Origin of the sequence: Caballeronia sp. SL2Y3 (genome assembly GCF_022879575.1) — a bacterium.
Lineage (GTDB): Bacteria > Pseudomonadota > Gammaproteobacteria > Burkholderiales > Burkholderiaceae > Caballeronia.
Genome location: NZ_CP084260.1, coordinates 570,738 through 587,877, shown reverse-complemented (window position 1 = coordinate 587,877; position 17,140 = coordinate 570,738). Strand labels below are relative to the sequence as shown.

The 17,140-nt window shown below is 64.7% G+C and carries 15 protein-coding genes, 1 tRNA gene and 1 pseudogene; 9 read left to right on the top strand and 8 right to left on the bottom strand.

Translation table 11 applies throughout. The features are described 5' to 3' along the window. Positions 1 to 30 precede the first annotated feature (30 nt). From LDZ26_RS02765 to LDZ26_RS02740, 5 genes and pseudogenes are all read left to right on the top strand, one after another. Positions 31 to 115, top strand: a tRNA-Leu gene (locus LDZ26_RS02765). Between the two features lie 577 nt (positions 116 to 692). Continuing rightward, the gene (locus LDZ26_RS02760; RefSeq protein WP_244848060.1) at positions 693 to 3,047 is read left to right on the top strand and encodes a hypothetical protein; all 2,355 of its coding nucleotides are present in this window, start codon (positions 693 to 695) and stop codon (positions 3,045 to 3,047) included. A 362-nt stretch (positions 3,048 to 3,409) separates the two neighbouring features. Beyond that, positions 3,410 to 4,120 (top strand): pseudouridine synthase, encoded by a 711-nt coding sequence (locus tag LDZ26_RS02755; protein WP_244848059.1) that lies wholly within the window; start codon positions 3,410 to 3,412, stop codon positions 4,118 to 4,120. A 39-nt stretch (positions 4,121 to 4,159) separates the two neighbouring features. After that, a pseudogene (locus LDZ26_RS02750) lies at positions 4,160 to 4,258 on the top strand (16S rRNA pseudouridine(516) synthase); the annotation flags it as partial. Between the two features lie 422 nt (positions 4,259 to 4,680). Continuing rightward, on the top strand, positions 4,681 to 4,857 hold the full coding sequence (locus LDZ26_RS02740) for a hypothetical protein (RefSeq protein ID WP_206467705.1): 177 nt from the start codon (positions 4,681 to 4,683) through the stop codon (positions 4,855 to 4,857). Here LDZ26_RS02740 and LDZ26_RS02735 read toward each other — a convergent pair. After that, complete coding sequence (locus LDZ26_RS02735) at positions 4,854 to 5,870, bottom strand: NAD-dependent epimerase/dehydratase family protein (protein WP_244848058.1); 1,017 nt, start codon at positions 5,868 to 5,870, stop codon at positions 4,854 to 4,856. The two genes, LDZ26_RS02740 and LDZ26_RS02735, sit on opposite strands and share 4 nt — an antisense overlap. Before the next feature lie 81 nt (positions 5,871 to 5,951). Here LDZ26_RS02735 and LDZ26_RS02730 point away from each other — a divergent pair, with 81 nt between their 5' ends. The 3 genes from LDZ26_RS02730 (at position 5,952) to LDZ26_RS02720 (ending at position 8,867) form a co-directional block, all read left to right on the top strand. Beyond that, positions 5,952 to 6,983, top strand: a complete 1,032-nt coding sequence (locus tag LDZ26_RS02730; protein ID WP_175939662.1) for a CDP-6-deoxy-delta-3,4-glucoseen reductase — start codon at positions 5,952 to 5,954, stop codon at positions 6,981 to 6,983. Positions 6,984 to 7,263: 280 nt separating this feature from the next. Further along, the gene (locus LDZ26_RS02725) at positions 7,264 to 8,448 is read left to right on the top strand and encodes an acetylornithine transaminase (protein WP_244848057.1); all 1,185 of its coding nucleotides are present in this window, start codon (positions 7,264 to 7,266) and stop codon (positions 8,446 to 8,448) included. Then, the gene (locus tag LDZ26_RS02720; RefSeq protein ID WP_244848056.1) at positions 8,445 to 8,867 is read left to right on the top strand and encodes a GNAT family acetyltransferase; all 423 of its coding nucleotides are present in this window, start codon (positions 8,445 to 8,447) and stop codon (positions 8,865 to 8,867) included. Before LDZ26_RS02725 ends, LDZ26_RS02720 begins: the two co-directional genes overlap by 4 nt. A 171-nt stretch (positions 8,868 to 9,038) precedes the next feature. Here LDZ26_RS02720 and LDZ26_RS02715 read toward each other — a convergent pair whose 3' ends face one another. The 7 genes from LDZ26_RS02715 to LDZ26_RS02685 form a co-directional block, all read right to left on the bottom strand. After that, positions 9,039 to 9,743 carry an ABC transporter ATP-binding protein gene (locus LDZ26_RS02715; RefSeq protein WP_159837870.1) on the bottom strand — a complete coding sequence of 235 codons (705 nt, stop codon included), beginning with the start codon at positions 9,741 to 9,743 and terminating at the stop codon, positions 9,039 to 9,041. A gap of 18 nt (positions 9,744 to 9,761) precedes the next feature. Next, on the bottom strand, positions 9,762 to 10,538 hold the full coding sequence (locus LDZ26_RS02710; RefSeq protein WP_175939658.1) for an ABC transporter ATP-binding protein: 777 nt from the start codon (positions 10,536 to 10,538) through the stop codon (positions 9,762 to 9,764). Positions 10,539 to 10,553: 15 nt separating this feature from the next. Then, positions 10,554 to 11,723: an ABC transporter ATP-binding protein gene (locus LDZ26_RS02705; RefSeq protein WP_206467701.1), complete on the bottom strand. Its 1,170-nt coding sequence runs from the start codon at positions 11,721 to 11,723 to the stop codon at positions 10,554 to 10,556. A gap of 24 nt (positions 11,724 to 11,747) precedes the next feature. After that, a complete protein-coding gene (locus LDZ26_RS02700; RefSeq protein WP_206467700.1) occupies positions 11,748 to 12,698 on the bottom strand; it encodes a branched-chain amino acid ABC transporter permease in 951 nt (316 codons plus the stop codon). A 221-nt stretch (positions 12,699 to 12,919) separates the two neighbouring features. Next, positions 12,920 to 14,137: a branched-chain amino acid ABC transporter substrate-binding protein gene (locus tag LDZ26_RS02695; RefSeq protein WP_244848055.1), complete on the bottom strand. Its 1,218-nt coding sequence runs from the start codon at positions 14,135 to 14,137 to the stop codon at positions 12,920 to 12,922. A gap of 349 nt (positions 14,138 to 14,486) precedes the next feature. After that, a complete protein-coding gene (gene ispH, locus LDZ26_RS02690) occupies positions 14,487 to 15,455 on the bottom strand; it encodes a 4-hydroxy-3-methylbut-2-enyl diphosphate reductase (RefSeq protein WP_244848054.1) in 969 nt (322 codons plus the stop codon). Positions 15,456 to 15,457: 2 nt separating this feature from the next. Next, on the bottom strand, positions 15,458 to 15,913 hold the full coding sequence (locus LDZ26_RS02685) for a peptidylprolyl isomerase (RefSeq protein WP_206467698.1): 456 nt from the start codon (positions 15,911 to 15,913) through the stop codon (positions 15,458 to 15,460). 207 nt (positions 15,914 to 16,120) lie between these two features. On the opposite strand from LDZ26_RS02685, the gene radC reads away from it, so the two are divergent. Next, a complete protein-coding gene (radC, locus tag LDZ26_RS02680) occupies positions 16,121 to 16,936 on the top strand; it encodes a DNA repair protein RadC (protein ID WP_244848053.1) in 816 nt (271 codons plus the stop codon). Positions 16,937 to 17,140 lie beyond the last annotated feature (204 nt).

Here is a 17,140-nt window from a genome sequence, read left to right as displayed (position 1 = left end):
GGTTTTGGGTCATAATCGCCGACTCAGCATGCCCAGGTGGTGAAATTGGTAGACGCAGGGGACTCAAAATCCCCCGCCGCAAGGCGTGCCGGTTCGATTCCGGCCCTGGGCACCACGAATTTTCCGAAAGAGCCGCTCATCGAGCGGCTTTTTGCGTTTGGGCGGCGCGGTGTGCGTTTCTCGCATTGCTTGCCGTCCGGCGTCGCGCTGCGTAGCGATGGTGGCACGGCTGACACCCGGCACACGGCGCTTCGCTCTGCCAACCACATTGCGTTGCGCATTGCTTCGACGTCCTTACGGACCTCGACGCAATCCTATCTCCGTTTCGGCGCCCATCGCCCACATTCGCGGACGACTTTGCGCGAAGCCATCCGACAAAGCACAGGCATACTCATCTTCCCGCCCGCTCGCGCTCTGATACGCACGACAGAACGTGCGTTCGACGCGAGATGCGGAACGCTCGCACTCCGCGTTTTCCCTGACGCGATCATTACGCGAATGTGCGCAATCGCTTAGACGCGTGGCTGCCGGCGTCGCAAGAATGGGCGCTGGATCGGCGTCGCGGCATCCCGGCGCGGGGCGTGTCACGAGGGCACGCGCCCGCGGGCAATCGGCTTTCGGTTGCAATGGATACACCGCTGCCGTGATCTCGCTTCGCGCGTTGCGCGAGCCATAACTCGAACGAGCGCGCCATGACGCAATCCGAATCTTCGCTGACGCTTGACGCCGTCATTTGCGGCCGCTGCCACGCCATTTCGCCGGCCGGCGAGCTTACCTGCCCGTACTGCGGCTCGGATCGCCACGGCGCGGTCTTCACGAGCGTCGCCGACGCGGCAGCCGTTGCGCCCATCGAGGAGATGTACGGCGTCGTCGATCTTCGCGACACCGGCTGGCTTACGCGGCTCGCGCGTCGAAAGATGGTGACGTCTTATCCGAGCCTCGTCGAGCCGGGCGACGAGCCGGCCGCCCCGGCGCGACGGCCCGCGCGCAAGATGCTCGCGGTGCTGGTGAGCGGCATCGTCGCGGGCGCGGCGGCGGGCGCGTACTTTTATGCGGAGCAGGACGCGGGCGTCGCGCCGACGAAGTCGGTCAGCGCAGCGGGATCGGTCGGCGACCGCGTTTCGGGAGCGCAAAGCCATGCCGACGCGGCGCGTCCGGCGCTCGCGCGTCGCGGGAGCGATGTATCGAGCGACGACGCGCAGGCGCATTCGACTGTTGCGGCAGCCAAAGCATCTCAGAGCGATTCGGTGCCGAACACCGGCGAGCGCATGCAGGCATTGCAGGCAGACACTGCGACGGGGGCAGTGGTTTCGCAGACACGGTCGGCGGATGTTTCGTCTGCAAGCGCGACGGACAAAGCTGCAATGACGTCGGGATCGACGACTTCGGCGGAGGCACGGACGACTGCCGCTGCAAGCGCGGGCGCGACGGTCCCACCGACAGTCGCGAGAGCGACGGACAGCGCCGCCGCGACTTCGGCGCAAGCACGCGGCACCGCGTCTGCAAGCGCGGGCGCGACGGTCCCGCCCACAGTCGCGCGATCGACGGACACGGCAACGGCTGCGGCGGCAACTTCTGCGCAGGCACGCGCGTCCGTACTTGGAAGCGCGGCCGCGACAGTCCCGCCCAGAGTCGGGCGATCGACGGACGCGGCAACGGCAACGGCGACGGCGGCGAGTTCTGCGCAAGCACGCACGTCCGCGTCTGCGAGCGCGACGGTCCCGCCCACAGTCGGCCACTCGACGGAAGAAGCCGCTGCGACGTCGGCGCAAGCACGCGCCTCCGCGTCCACAAGCGCGGTCGGGATAGCGGGCGCGCCAGCAGCGTCGGCGACTGCTGCGCGGGCGTCCTCGTCTGCGCCTGGCAACACTGTCGCGGCGACGCCTACGGTCACGCCACCAACGGATAAAACCGCGACGAAGAACGCGACCGCGCCGCGCTCGCCCATGCCAACGGCGGTGGCCGATGCCACTATAGCGACCGGAGCGGGCGTCTCCGCACCTGTAGCGGTCGCACCGCTCACGCGCGCCGCGCCGACAGCCTCCGCGCGGTCCGTGCCGGCTACGTCCAGCCTCGCGGCCAACGTCCCCGCCGCACCGGCCACGAACGCGCTCGCGCAGGCAAAGGCCGCTCCGACGTCGAGCAGTTCCCCTGCGCCGATGGCTTCGGCGGCTCCGCCAGCGCGCAGCCGTGGATCGCAGGCTGAATCGACGGCGACGCACCCGACACCCGCTTCGCCGATGGCTGCCTTGCCGGCGAACCGCCCAACGCCCGACCTCGCTTCGCAGCCGCAAGCGACGACGACGCATCCGGCACAAGCCTCGTCGATCGCATCGCTGCCGACGAGCCGTCCAGTGTCTGGCCTCGCGCCGCAATCGCAAGAGCCGGCCGCGCGCCCGGCGCAGGCCTCGCCGATGGCATCGTCGATCGCATCACTGCCGGGGAACCGTCCGAGCCCGGCCCCGCAGCCGCAGACAGCAACGCCGAGAACCGCCAACGCCAACGCAAGCGCACGCCCCCAGGACAACGCGGCGCAAAAAGCACTGCCCGCGGTCGCGCGGAACATCGTCGCGATAAAGCAGGCGCTGGCCGCTCACGACCTCTCCGCTGCGCGCCGCCACATGCGCGGCCTGTACGCGAATCAGGCCCCGAGCCCGGAGATTCAACAACTGGCCGCCGATCTGACGCGCGAGGAGCGCGCACGCGACAGCGCGATGGCCAGCGCCCGCTCATGCTCGGTCAAGCAGGAACCCGCCTGCGCCGTGCGCAACGCCCGCCGCGCGGTGGCGCTCGATCCGCGCAATCCGCAAGCGCAGACGCTGCTGCGTCAGGCGACCGCCGCACAGGCCGAAGCCAACACCGCGTACTTCCGTCAGGCGAGCGCACTGCCCGCGCCTGTGCCGGCAGCCATGACATTCGACGGACGCTGGAGCGCCGCAGGCAGGCACGGCGTAACGGCGAGCCAGCAGGACCGCTCGCCGTCGACATTCACGATCTTCGGCCTGGGCGTGCCGACGGTGGCGAAGGGCCGCGGCGACGCGCATTGAGGCAGCCGCGATCCGCGCCTGTTCGACACGGGTAACTCGCCGCCGCGTGGCTTGGCGACAGTTCTCAACGCGCATGCCTTGCGGCGATCAGCCGTCCGCGCGCCTGTTCGACTCAGACAACTCGCCTCCGCGAGGCGTAGCCGACAGCTCTCAACGCGCATGCCATGCCGCGATCGGCCGTCCGCGCGCCCGTTCGACTCAGACAGCTCGCCTCCGCGCGACTTGGTCGAAAGCTCCGAACGCGCATGCCATGCAGAGATCGGCCGTCCGCGCGGCTTAGCCGACTGCGCACGTCGGCCACGGACCTCGCGCGTTCACGCCCCTCCGCTTGCTAAAATGCGCCCTCCGTCCCCACTCGTCCGATGGACCTCGAAACACTCCTCTTCTCGCAAGGCTTCGGCTCGCGCCGTCAATGTCGCGGCATCATCGCGGAGGGCCGCGTGCGCATCGGCGGCGAGGTGTGCAGCGATCCGCACGCCAGTGTCGCGGTCGCCGAATCGCCGGACTTCGAAGTCGACGGCACCGTCTGGACGTATCGCGAGAAGGCGTATATCGCGATGAACAAGCCCGCCGGCTACGAATGCTCGCGCGATCCGCAGCATCACTTGAGCGTGTTTCACCTGTTGCCGCCGCAACTCATCGAACGCGGCGTGCAGCCGGTGGGCCGGCTCGATCAGGATACGACGGGCCTCCTCCTCTTCTCGGACGACGGCGCGTTCGTCCACGCCTTCACGTCGCCCAAGCGCAAAGTGCCAAAGGTGTATCTCGCGACGCTGCGCCATCCGCTCGACGACGCCCAGCTCGCCAGCCTGCGCGACGGCGTGCTGCTGCACGGCGAAACGAAGCCGAGCGCCGCGCTCGCCGCGCATCGCCGCGACGAACGGCTGCTCGAACTGACCGTGCTCGAAGGCAAATATCATCAGGTGAAGCGGATGGTCGCGGCAGCGGGAAATCGCGTGGAGAAGCTGCATCGGGAGCGCGTGGGCGGTTACGCGTTGCCGGCGTCGCTCGCGGAAGGCGAATGGCAGTGGCTCGGTGACGACGATCTCGCTGCACTGCGCGCCCAGGGCTGAGGCGCCGCGCTCGGCCGCGCAGCACAGAAGCTGCATCCGAAGCGGGTGGGCGGGTATGCGCTGCCCGCGTCGCTCGCGGAAGGCGAATGGCGCTGGCTCGATGACGACGACCTCGCTGCACTGCGCGCCCAGGGCTGACGCGCCGCGCCGCCCCGCAGCAACAAAAACTGCCCTCCGGGAGCGTAGGCGGCTTCGCGCTGCCGGCGTCTCCCCGAAAATGCGAATGGCAATAGCTCCGCGACGACGATCTCGATGCACTTTGCGCCCAGCGTTGACGCGCCGCGCTCGGCCCCGCAACAACAGAGAATCCGCACTCCGGGAGCGCGTGAGCGGCTATGCGTTGCCCGCGTCGCTCGCGGAAGGCGAATGGCGCTGTCTCGACAGCGACGACCTCGCCGCACTGCGCGCCCAGGACTGACGCGCCCCGCAGCCATCAATCTTCACGCCAATCGGTACAAGCCCCGATGCCTCGCCGCTGCGCCGCAGCATGCCTTCTGCGCGCCCCGCTCATATACTCGTCTTACGGAATCAAAATCACTAGAAGAAAGCAGGAGGGCATCATGGCTTCCCACATGAGCGTCGCGCTGATCGCGTTCGTGGCGTTGAGCGCGGTCGTGATCGGGGTATTGGGTGTCGTCATGCACGTGCGTCACCGGTATTCGCCGAACCTCATCGGCGCATTGATCGGCGCGCTGATGTGCTTCGTCCTGCTCGAAACGATTCCCGCGCTGATCTAGCGCCGCGTCGTGCCGGCGCGCGAGCGCAAGAAGTCGTCCACGGTCGGATGACGCAGCGCGTAGCCTAACTCGCGCTTCATCCGTGCGTTGGACAGACGGCGCGACTCGCGCATGAACGAAAGCGTCACCGGTTCCAGACGCGCCTCCGCCTCCTCGCGCGTGATGCGTGGCACGCGCGGCAAACCGTACGCGTCGGCGACGCGATCGAAATAGTCGGCCATGCGCAAATTGGTGTCGTCCGATGCGTTCACGACGCGCTGCGGCCGCCCGCGCCCGAGCGCGCGCACGAGAATCGCGGCGAGATCGTCCGCGTGAATGTGATTCGTGTAGACATCGTCGCGTTCGGTGAGCGCGGGCATCGCCCGTTCGATGCGCGCAAGCGGCAGGCGATTCTCCGCGTAAATGCCGGGAATCCGCACGATGGAAACGCGCCAGCCGCTTCGCGCGCCCACGCGGCGCAACTGCTGCTCCGCCGACACGCGCCGCCGTGCGCGCTCGTTGTCCGGCCGCGCGGGCCGCGTTTCGTCGATCAGCGCGCCCCCGCAGTCGCCGTAGACGCCCGTCGTGCTCGCATACACGAAGCGCACAGGCGCAACGCGCGATGTGGCTCCAAAAGAGGCGTCGGGTACAATGAAAGTCCATGCGCGCCAGGCACGATGCCGCGCAACGGCGCCCTGAGCGCCACGCGCGACGGAACGGCGCGGCGCGCGCATGGCCGCGAGCAACGCACGCGTGCGGCGGTCGGTGTCGCCTTCGCGCTGAGGCGGCGCGAGATGCAGCACCTGCGGCGCGATGCCTGCGAGCCTGCGAAGGCTGCGCTTCGCATCGAGGTCGCCGGCGATCGGCAAGGCGCCCGCGGCGCGAAGTTCGGCGGCGCGTTCCGCGTGATGCGTGAGCGCGATCACGCGCGGCGACGCGGCGCGCGAACGCAAGAGCGGCAACGCGCGCAGCCCGACATCGCCGCATCCGACGATCAAGACGCGCGGGCGGCGCAAGGTTCGAGTGGCGATCATGCGAAGCATTGTATCCGCCGCTTGCGTGACGCGTTCCGGCGTCATCGAGAGACACATTCACACATCGCAAGAAATCGATCTATGGCATTCAACGTAACGCTCCGGCAAAGCGGCCGGCAGTTTCAGGTGGAACCCGACGAGCCGGTGCTGACCGCGGCGCTGCGCCAGGGCATCGGCTTGCCTTATGGCTGTAAGAACGGCGCGTGCGGTTCCTGCAAGGGCGCGGTCGTCGAAGGCGAAGTCGAGCAGGCGCCGCATTCGTCGTCGGCACTCTCCAACGACGAAAAAACGCGCGGCATGGCGCTCTTCTGCTGCGCGACCGCGCAGAGCGATCTCACGATCGACGTGCGCGAAGTCGCGGGCGTCGGCGACGTGCAGGTCAAGAAGCTGCCGTGCCGCGTGAACGCGCTTCAGCGCAAGGCCGACGACGTCATCGAAATGAAGCTGCAACTGCCCGCCAACGAGCGCCTGCAATATCTCGCGGGGCAGTACATCGAATTCATTCTGAAGGACGGCAAGCGCCGCAGCTATTCGATGGCGAGCCCGCCGCATCACGAAGGCCCGCTCGAACTGCACATTCGCCACATGCCGGGCGGCACGTTCACGGACCATGTGTTCGGCGCGATGAAAGAGCGCGACATCCTGCGCTTCGAAGGCCCGCTCGGCACGTTTTTCCTGCGCGACGAATCGGACAAGCCCATCGTGCTGCTCGCATCGGGCACGGGCTTCGCGCCGATCAAGGCGATCATCGAACACGCGGTCTTCAAGAACCTGAACCGGCCGATGACGCTTTACTGGGGCGGCCGCCGCAAGAAAGACCTGTACATGATGGACCTCGCCGAGCAATGGGCGAAGGAAGTGCCGAACTTCAAGTTCGTGCCGGTGCTGTCCGAACCCGATCCGCACGACGGCTGGACCGGCCGCACGGGCTTCGTTCATCGCGCTGTCATCGAAGATCTGCCAGACTTGAGCGCGTATCAGGTCTATGCGTGCGGCGCGCCTGTGATGGTGGAATCGGCGCAGCGCGATTTCACGCAGCATCACCGCTTGCCGGAGGACGAGTTCTACGCCGATTCGTTCACGAGCGCAGCGGACCTCGCGCATCCGGTCTGACGGCCCGCGCGGGCCTCGCAACCCGCCGGCGCGCAACAAATCGACGCCGGCGGTTTACATGCACGAACGTCATCACGTATCCTTCGCGAATGAACCGAATCGCAACCATCGTCCGACGCCGCCGCTCGCCGCTTCCCTAGGGATGCCGCTGGCTCGTCACGCATTCGCGCTCGTCATGTTCGGTTAGTCTGAAGCGAGAGAATGAAGCCACGGAAACACCGTGGCTTTTGTTTTTTGCGCGCCGTTTTTTCACCTGAGTCAACGCCCGGAGCCCGCTGTCATGAATTTCAATGAGTACCCTGTCGATTCGCTGATGTACATCACGAACCGCCCCGAGATCGTGTTCACGCACGGCAAGGGCTCCTGGCTTTACGACAACACCGGCAAACGCTATCTCGACTTCATTCAGGGCTGGGCAGTCAATTCGCTCGGCCACTGCAACGACGGCGTGATCGAGGCGCTCGACAAGCAGGCGCGCACGCTGATCAATCCGTCGCCCGCGTTCTATAACGAGCCGATGGCGAAGCTCGCCGCGCTGCTCACCGCGCACAGTTGCTTCGACAAGGTGTTTTTCGCCAACAGCGGCGCGGAAGCGAACGAAGGCGCGATCAAGCTCGCGCGCAAGTGGGGCCGCAAGTTCCGCAACGGCGCGTACGAGATCATCACGTTCGATCACAGCTTCCATGGCCGCACGCTCGCGACCATGTCCGCGAGCGGCAAGGCGGGCTGGGACACCATCTATGCGCCGCAAGTGCCGGGCTTTCCGAAGGCGGATTTGAACGATATCGCATCGGTCGAGAAGCTCATCACCGAGAAGACCGTAGCCGTGATGCTGGAGCCGATTCAGGGCGAAGGCGGCGTGATTCCCGCGACGCGCGAGTTCATGCAGGAATTGCGCGCGCTGACGAAGCGCCACAACATTCTTTTGATCGTCGATGAAGTGCAAAGCGGCTGCGGTCGCGCGGGGACGTTGTTCGCGTACGAGCTGTCGGGCATCGAGCCGGACATCATGACGCTCGGCAAGGGCATCGGCGGCGGCGTGCCGCTGGCGGCGCTGCTCTCGACTTCGGATGTGGCGTGCTTCGAAGCGGGCGATCAGGGCGGCACGTACAACGGCAATCCGCTGATGACGGCGGTCGGCTATTCGGTGATTTCGCAACTGACGGCACCGGGCTTTCTCGAAGGCGTGCGCGAGCGCGGCGAGTATTTGCGTTCGGAATTGCTGAAGCTATCCGACGAACGCGGTTTCAACGGCGAGCGCGGCGAAGGTCTCTTGCGCGCGTTGCTGCTCGATGGCGATCAGGGGCCGCAGATCGTCGAGAAGGCTCGGCTGATGCAGCCTGATGGACTCTTGCTGAACGCGGCGCGGCCTAATCTGCTGCGCTTCATGCCCGCGCTCAATGTGACCAAGGATGAGATCGATCAGATGATGTCGATGTTGCGTTCGGTGCTCGATTCGCTGTGATCATCCGTACCTTCGATGCGAGCGATCGCGATGCCGTGATCGCCTTGTGGCGCGATGTGTTCCCGGAGTATGCGGATGCATCGCGGCCGCAGCGCGATCCGGCGTTGTCGATTGCTAATAAGCTGCGCACGCAGCCGGAGTTGTTCTTTGTCGGAGTTTCCGACGGGGATGTCGTCGGGACTGTGATGTGCGGGTATGACGGGCATCGCGGGTGGATTTATTCGCTCGCAGTTTCGCCTGCTATGCGAGGGCGTGGTTTCGGGCGCGCTTTGATGCTTCATGCGGAAGCGGCGCTTGGTCGGGCTGGTTGTCCTAAGGTTAATTTGCAGATTCTTTCTGCTCGGACGGACCTTTTGCCGTTTTATGAGCGGCTTGGGTATCGTGTTGATGAGGTTGTTAGTCTTGGGAAGCGGCTCTAGTTTTGTCGCTTCGTTCTCTTGTTTCGGTCTATTAGTGTTGCCCCTCCCCGGGGCGGGGAGGGGCAACGCCAATAGACCGACAAGAAAGCAAGTTTCACGAAAGAACAAAGAAACGAAAAGAGCGGGAAGCAAAACCACGCCCCCGCCCCGCGAGGGAAAGAAAAAGAACCCTCACTCGCCCAAATAGGCAGCCCGAACCTTAGGATCATCGAGCATGACCTTGGCATCGCCGGACATAGTGACAGTCCCTGAATCCATCACATACCCGCGATTAGCGGCCTGCAGAGCAAGACGAGCATTCTGCTCGACGAGCAGCACGGTCAGCCCTTCGCTAGAAATCTCCCGAACCACTTCAAAGATCTTCTCGACCATGATGGGCGAAAGTCCCATCGAAGGCTCATCGAGCAACAGCAGTTTCGGTCGCGACAACAACGCCCGCGCCATCGCCAGCATCTGCTGCTCGCCGCCGGACAGCGTGCCCGCATACTGCGACGCCCGCTCCTTCAGACGCGGAAAGAAGCCGAACATCCGTTCGGTGTCCTTCTGAATGCCGTCCGAATCGTTGCGCAGATACGCGCCCATCTGCATGTTTTCGAGAATCGACATGCGCGCGAAGATGCCGCGCCCTTCCGGCACCATCGCGAGGCCGCGCTTCAAAAGCTCGTGCGTGGGCACGCCCTTGATCGACTGGCCCATGTACTCGATATCGCCGCCCGAGAACGGCTTCAGGCCCGTGATGGCCTTCATCGTCGTGGTCTTGCCCGCGCCATTCGCGCCGATCAGCGTAACGAGTTCGCCCTGCCCGACTTCCAGATCGACACCCTTCACCGCCTGGATGCCGCCGTAGTTCACCTGCAGACCCTTGACCTTCAACATTGCGCTTGTGGTCGCCATTTAGTGCACCCCCGCACCCAGATATGCCTCGATCACCTTCGGGTCCTTCTGCACGTCCTGCGGCAGACCTTCGGCGATCACCTTGCCGTAATCGAGCACCGTCATGCGGTTGCACAATCCCATCACGAGTTTCACGTCGTGTTCGATCAACAGAATCGTCTTGCCGTCCGCGCGAATCTTGTCGAGCAGGCGCGTCAGCTCGACCTTCTCCGTCGCGTTCATGCCGGCTGCCGGCTCGTCGAGCGCGAGCAGCTTCGGATCGGTCGCGAGCGCACGCGCGATCTCCAGACGACGCTGGTGGCCGTACGACAGATTGCGCGACGTGTAGTCCGCGTATTGCAGCACGCCGACGTACTCCAGCAGTTCCAGCGCGCGCTCCTTGATTTCCTTCTCTTCACGGCGCTCGGCGGGCGTCTGGAACACCGCGCCGATCAGGCCGTGCTTCGTGCGCACATGGCGGCCGACCATCACGTTCTCCAGCGCGGTCATGCCGCCAAAGAGACGAATGTTCTGGAACGTGCGCGCAATGCCCGCCTTCGCCACCTGATACACGGCGGTCGGCGTGTAGGCTTCGCCGTCGAGCTTGAATTCACCGGAATCCGGCGTGTAGAGGCCCGTGATGACGTTGAAGAACGTCGTCTTGCCCGCACCGTTCGGGCCGATCAGGCCGTAGATTTCGCCTTCCTTGATTTCGAGGCCCACTTCGGACAGCGCCTGCAAGCCGCCGAAACGCTTGTTCACGCCCTTCACGGACAATCGAGTACGTTTGTCGCTCATTTTTGATTCCCCCGCTTAGGCGCGCACCGGCTTCTTGCCGTTGCGCTTCGCGATCTTCGCGATCTTGTCTTCGTGTTTCGCGGCGGGCCACAGGCCTTCCGAGCGATACAGCATGATCAGCACCATCGCCAGGCCGTACAGCAACTGGCGGATGACTTCGGTATCCACGATCTGATGGCCGAAGACGGCGTTTTGCAGCGGACCCATCGTCGAGCGCAGGAATTCGGGGAACACGGCGAGCAGCACCGCGCCCAAAATCACGCCCGGAATGTGGCCCATGCCGCCGAGCACCACGCACGCCAGCACGACGATCGATTCCCAGAACGTGAACGATTCCGGCGACACGAAGCCCTGGAACGCGCCGAACATCGCGCCCGAGAGGCCGCCGAACGACGCGCCCATCGCGAAGGCGAGCAGCTTCACGTTACGCGTGTTGATGCCCATGGCCTTCGCCGCGATTTCGTCTTCGCGAATGGCGGCCCATGCACGGCCGATGCGCGAATGTTGCAGACGCGTACAGACCCAGATCACGATGAGCGCGCCGAGCACGAACAGGTAGTAGTACATGTACACCGACGGGAACTTCATGCCGAAAAGCTCGTGCGTCTGCGACAGATTGAAGCCCGCCACCGTCACCGGATCGATGCCCGTGATGCCCTTCGGGCCGTTCGTGATGTTCACCGGGCGGTCGAGGTTGTTCATGAAAATACGCACGATTTCCCCGAAACCGAGCGTCACGATAGCGAGGTAGTCGCCACGCAGACGCAGCGTCGGTGCCCCGAGCAGCACGCCGAAGGTGGCGGCGAGCGCCATCGCGACCGGCACGATCAGAAGGAACGGCACATGCAGCCCGCCCGGCGCAAGATGCGCAATCCATTCGAACTGCGAGGTCAATTGCGGCGAAGACAAGAGCGCCGCCACGTACGCGCCGACCGCATAAAACGCGATGTAGCCCAGGTCGAGCAGGCCGGCGAAGCCGACGACGACATTGAGGCCCAGCGCGAGCATCACGTAAAGCATCGCGAAGTCGAGCACGCGGACCCAGTAGTTGCCGCCGGCTGCGCCGATCACCATCGGCGCGGCGATCACGAACGCGGCGACGATGATGCCGACGACGAGCGTCTTGCCCGTGTTCTTCTCGGGGATGAGCGTCGTGGACGGCTCAATCGGTTGAATCGAAGTCATTTTGTAGAGCTCCTCACACGGTCTTTAAGCGCGGTCCGCGACACGTTCGCCGAGCAGACCCGACGGACGGAACACGAGCACGATGATCAGCACGACGAAGGCGAACACGTCCTGATAGTTACTGCCGAAGACGCCGCCTGTCAGATTGCCGATGTAACCGGCGCCCAACTGCTCGATCAAACCGAGGAGCACGCCGCCGACCATCGCGCCGCCCAGGTTGCCGATGCCGCCCAGCACCGCCGCCGTGAACGCCTTCAGGCCGGGAATGAAGCCCATGTAGAAGTGCGCGTTGCCGTATTCGGACGCGATCATCACGCCGGCGAGCGCAGCAAGCGCCGAGCCGATCATGAAGGTCGCCGAGATCACGAAGTTCGGGTTCACGCCCATCAGCGATGCGACGCCGGGGTTCTCCGCGATCGCGCGCATCGCGCGGCCGAGCTTGGTCTTGTGCACGAGCAGCAGGAGGCCGCCCATCACGAGGAACGCCACCACGATGATGACGATTTCCGTCATCGAGATGACCGCGCCGGGACGCGTTTCAGTCGCGGTGATGACGTTGATCGGGTCGGTCGGCAGCAACTGCGGAAACGCGAGCGGGTTGCGGCCCCAGATCATCATGGCGACCGTTTGCAGCAGGATCGACACGCCGATTGCGGTGATGAGCGGCGCGAGACGCGGCGCCTTGCGCAGCGGCCGGTACGCGACGCGTTCGATGGTGTAGCCGACGATCGCGCAGACGATCGCCGCGACGATAAGCGCGATCGTCAGCATGATCGGGCCGGGCATCGAGGGAAAGTGATTCTGCATGACGCCGATGGCTGAAAGCGCCACCATCGCGCCCACCATCAGCACGTCGCCGTGCGCGAAGTTGATGATGCCGAGAATGCCGTACACCATCGTGTAACCCAACGCGATGATGGCGTAGACGCTGCCAAGCACCAGACCGTTGAGGATCTGCTGGATGAAAATATCCATTTAAAGCTCCTTAGCCCCGTGCGACCGGATGACGCCTTTATCACCGGCCGATAAACCGGTGTGAAGCGAAATCTGGAGCGGCACTGCGCGTACTTTTAAAAAAACCGGTAAGGATTAATCGCCTGCCGTTGCGCCCGCCGCCGGATAGGTGCGGGCGTCCGCCAGACGCATGCGAAACGGCGCTTGTCGGATAGGCGCCGCAAGACTGCAAACGCCTGCTGCTACTGCTTCACGACGTCGAGCACATCCTTCTTTTTGTCCTTGAAGTCGTAAAGCGTGATGGTGCTGGTCTTCAGATCGCCTTTGTCGTCAAAAGCGATATGCCCCGTCAGACCGTTGAAATCCGTCGTGGCCACCGCCGCGAGCACCTTGCTCGCTTCGATGGAATTGGCGCGCTTCATCGCATCGACGATCACGTACACCGCGTCGTACGTGAACGGCGCGTAAATCTGCACCGGCGTGTGAAACCGTGCCTCGTACTTCTGCGCGAAGTCCGCGCCCTTGTCCATCTTCGCGAGCGCGGGCCCGGCTTCGGAACACACGACGTTCTGCACCGCGTCGCCCGCCAGTTGCGGCAATTGCTGCGTGCAAACGCCGTCGCCCGCCAGAATCTTCGCCTTCACGCCGAGCGCCGCCGCTTCTTTCGCGAACGGTCCGCCCGTTGCGTCCATGCCGCCGTACATCACGGCGTCCGGCTGCATGCGCTTGATCTTCAAGAGGATCGCCTTGAAGTTGCGCGCCTTCTCCGACGTCGTCTCGCGCGCGGCGACCTTCACGCCGCCCGCCTGCGCCGTCTTCGCGAACTCGTCGGCGAGGCCGCGGCCGTAGGCGGTAGCGTCGTCCACGATCACCACTTTCTTCGCGTGCAGCGTCTTGATCGCGTAGCCGGCCAGCACGGGGCCTTGCTGCGCATCGGTTGCGACCACGCGGAAGGTCGTCTTGTAACCCTGCTTCGTGTATTGCGGGTTCGTCGTCGACGGCGAAATCTCCGCGATGCCCGCATCGCTATAAATCTTGGACGCCGGAATCGATACGCCCGAATTCAGATGGCCGATTACCGCGACCACATGGTCATCCACCAGGCGCTGCGCGGCTTCTTCGCCGGTGCGCGGGTCGGCTGCGTCATCCTGGCTGTCGAGCACGAGGCGGATGGAGCGGCCGTCGATGGTGAGACCCTGCGCGCTGATTTCCTCCAGCGCGAGCCGCGCGCCGTTTTCGTTGTCTTTCCCTAAATGCGCCTGCGTGCCGGACAACGGCGCGACATGGCCGATCTTCACCACCGTCGCTTCGCTCGCCGGTGCGGGCGCAGCCGTTGCCGCCGTCGGGGCGCTTGCCGCCGGTGCTGCTCCGCTCGCTCCGCCTTCGTCCTTCTTGCCGCATGCAGTTGCCATTGCAACCGCAGCCGCGATGGACACGGCGTAAGCAAACTTGAATCGCATCAAATGAGATCTCCTGCGCCTTTCAGAACCGTTGCCAGAGGCCCTTCCGGACTCAGGACGCGCGAATTGTAACGCTAAATATGAGACGAGCAATATTCTTGCGTGGCGGGGTTTTCCAGCATTGCAACCCGCATTTTCCGGCGATTTTCCGTCAAAAGCGCAACCGGGTTGCGATCCGGTTTTGTGCAGCAGTTGCACCATTCCGGGAGCGGGGTTTATCGAGGCTCGGCGGAATACGTTTGCGACGCTTTGCAGCGGTGCACCGAAATGGTTCACGCGCGGTCGGCTTGCCTGTGCCCGGGCGAAAAAAAAGCGCCCGCTGGGCGCTTTTTCGAAGGTTTCGTCTAACTTATTGCGGCAACGACAGTCCGCGCGGCAGCGGAAACGAAATCGTCTCTTCGATGCCCTCCAGCGAGCGCACGCTGCGCACGCCGAGTTCGCGCAGCCGCGCGATGACAGCCTGCGCGAGCACTTCCGGCGCCGACGCGCCCGCCGTCACGCCGATGCGCTTCTTGCCTTCGACCCAGTTCGGATCGATCTGCGTCGGCGAATCCACCATATAGGCCGGAATGCCGCTGCGCTCGGCTACTTCGCGCAGCCGGCTCGAATTCGAGCTGTTCGGGCTGCCGACCACGATCACGACATCGCACTGCGGCGCGAGGAACTTCACCGCGTCCTGGCGATTCTGCGTCGCGTAGCAGATGTCCTGCTTCTTCGGCTCCTTGATCGCGGGATATTTGTTCTTGAGCGCGTCGATGATCGCCGAGGCGTCGTCGACCGAAAGCGTCGTCTGCGTGACGTACGCAATGCGCTCCGGGTCGGGCAGATCGAGCTTCAGCACGTCCTCGATATCCTCGACCAGATGCATGCCCTCGCCGGACTGCCCCATCGTACCTTCGACTTCCGGGTGTCCCTTGTGGCCGATCATCACGATATCGAAGCCTTCCTGCCGCATCTTCGCGACTTCCATGTGCACCTTGGTCACGAGCGGACACGTGGCGTCGAACACGCGCAGCCCGCGCGTTTCCGCTTCGACGCGCACGGCTTTCGAAACGCCGTGTGCGCTGAAAATCAGCGTGCTGCCCTCGGGCACGTCCGACAGGTCCTCGATGAAGATCGCGCCCTTCTTGCGCAGATCCGCGACGACGTACGCGTTATGCACGATCTCGTGACGCACGTAGATCGGCGCGCCGAACAGCTTGATCGCGCGCTCGACGATCTCGATCGCGCGGTCCACGCCCGCGCAGAAGCCGCGCGGCTGCGCGAGCAGGATTTCGACGTCGGTTTCGATATCGGTGAGGCTTTCGGTCAGGCTCATGGCTACAGAATTCCGATGATTTTCACTTCGAACGCCAGCGTCTGGCCGGCAAGCGGGTGATTGAAGTCGAAAAGCGCCGACGTCTCGCCCACTTCCTTGAGCACGCCCGCGTAGCGCCCGCCGTTGGGCGCGTTGAATTCGACGAGATCGCCGGGAGAAAAATCCTCGCCGACCATGCTGTTTTCGCGCAGCGTCGCGAGCGACACGCGCTGCAGCAGTTCCGGATTGCGCGGCCCGAACGCCTGCTCCGGCGTTAGCCGAAAGGTCGAATGGTGGCCGACCTTGAGGCCGAGCAGAATTTCTTCGAGCGGCGGGGCGAGCTGGCCTGCGCCGAGCAGGAGCGTGGCGGGCTTGTCGGTGAAGGTGTTGACGATGTCGGCGCCGTCGGCCAGTGCCAGCCGGTAATGCAGCGTGACATGGGAGCCGGGCTTGACCTCGGAGATATCGATGATGCTCATGAGTATTGGATGTGGCGGTTCAGTCGAAAGCGCGGCGTGGGCCGGGCGAGCGGCGGCTCGTCGGCGCGAAGCTGCGAACCGCGTGGCGCAGGGTCGAAACGGGCGCCAAAACCGCTATTGTAAGACAGAGTGGTCCGGCGACGCGTCAGGCGCGTGCGGCGTTGGTGCGGCGGCGCGCGCAATTCGGTCTCTTCGGAGGAGCGGGCGATGACGGGCGTCGTGGCGCTGCATGCTGCGCCGGTTGTCGCGCCGGTTTCCGCGTCGCTTACCGCGACCGACGCCGCGCCAGTTGCTGCGTCCGTTCCCGCCGCGCCAGCGGAGGCTGCGGAAACCGTCCGGCTCGCGGCACTAGCCATCTCGAAATGGGACAAGGCCGACCGGCCGCGTGAACGCCTGCTCAGTTCGGGCGCCGAGAAGCTAGCCGATGCCGAATTGCTCGCGCTCTTCTTGCGCACCGGCGTGCCGGGGTTCACCGCCGTCGATGTCGCCCGCGCGCTGCTGCTGCGTTTCGGCTCGCTGCGCGCCGTGCTCGATGCATCCGCCGCCGAGTTGCAAGCCGAACGCGGCATCGGCGAGGCGCGCGCAGCGACGCTCATCGCGGTTTCCGAACTGTGCCGGCGCATGCTGGCGGAGAAAGCGCGCGAGCGCATGCTGCTGAATTCTCCCGGTGCCGTCGAAGACTTTCTGCGCCTGAAAATCGGCACGCGGCCGAACGAAGTGTTCATCTGCATCTATCTCGACGCGCGCCACCAGTTGCTGGACATCTGCGAGGAAGCGCGGGGCTCGCTCACGCGCGTGGCCGTGTATCCGCGCGAAATCGTCAAGCGCGCGCTCGCGCTGAATGCGGCCGGGCTGATCGTCGCGCATAATCACCCTTCCGGCAGCATCCAGCCGAGCGCGGGCGACCGCAAGCTCACGCGCACGCTCCAGGACGCGCTCGCGCTCATCGACGTGAAGCTGCTGGATCACATGGTCGTCGCGTCGAATGACATTTTTTCGTTCGCGCGCGAGGGTTGGCTGTGACGCTGGCTTTCAGGTCGATCCGCCGAATAGGAAAAGGAGCAAAACGCCTTGATAACGCACGGCTTTTCCTGCTAGAATCCGCGTTTGCTTTTCTCAACCCACCTGTTCTGAGCTTACGCGGTCCTCATTGGCATAACCGTGCTGCCAAGTTCCCGGTAAAGGCAACCAGGGAAAAAGAGGTCGGCTCGCAGAATCCGCTGCGCC

Excerpts from the sequence above, each read along its gene's own strand:
- LDZ26_RS02685 (WP_206467698.1), bottom strand. The coding sequence starts at position 15,913 with ATGAGCATCATCGATATCTCCGAGGTCAAGCCCGGCTCCCATGTCACG.
- LDZ26_RS02700 (WP_206467700.1), bottom strand. The coding sequence starts at position 12,698 with ATGGATATTTTCATCCAGCAGATCCTCAACGGTCTGGTGCTTGGCAGC.
- LDZ26_RS02735 (WP_244848058.1), bottom strand. The coding sequence starts at position 5,870 with ATGATCGCCACTCGAACCTTGCGCCGCCCGCGCGTCTTGATCGTCGGA.
- LDZ26_RS02710 (WP_175939658.1), bottom strand. The coding sequence starts at position 10,538 with ATGAGCGACAAACGTACTCGATTGTCCGTGAAGGGCGTGAACAAGCGT.
- LDZ26_RS02705 (WP_206467701.1), bottom strand. The coding sequence starts at position 11,723 with ATGACTTCGATTCAACCGATTGAGCCGTCCACGACGCTCATCCCCGAG.
- LDZ26_RS02730 (WP_175939662.1), top strand. The coding sequence starts at position 5,952 with ATGGCATTCAACGTAACGCTCCGGCAAAGCGGCCGGCAGTTTCAGGTG.
- LDZ26_RS02740 (WP_206467705.1), top strand. The coding sequence starts at position 4,681 with ATGGCTTCCCACATGAGCGTCGCGCTGATCGCGTTCGTGGCGTTGAGC.
- LDZ26_RS02760 (WP_244848060.1), top strand. The coding sequence starts at position 693 with ATGACGCAATCCGAATCTTCGCTGACGCTTGACGCCGTCATTTGCGGC.
- LDZ26_RS02755 (WP_244848059.1), top strand. The coding sequence starts at position 3,410 with ATGGACCTCGAAACACTCCTCTTCTCGCAAGGCTTCGGCTCGCGCCGT.
- LDZ26_RS02715 (WP_159837870.1), bottom strand. The coding sequence starts at position 9,743 with ATGTTGAAGGTCAAGGGTCTGCAGGTGAACTACGGCGGCATCCAGGCG.
- radC (WP_244848053.1), top strand. The coding sequence starts at position 16,121 with ATGACGGGCGTCGTGGCGCTGCATGCTGCGCCGGTTGTCGCGCCGGTT.
- ispH (WP_244848054.1), bottom strand. The coding sequence starts at position 15,455 with ATGAGCCTGACCGAAAGCCTCACCGATATCGAAACCGACGTCGAAATC.
- LDZ26_RS02725 (WP_244848057.1), top strand. The coding sequence starts at position 7,264 with ATGAATTTCAATGAGTACCCTGTCGATTCGCTGATGTACATCACGAAC.
- LDZ26_RS02695 (WP_244848055.1), bottom strand. The coding sequence starts at position 14,137 with ATGCGATTCAAGTTTGCTTACGCCGTGTCCATCGCGGCTGCGGTTGCA.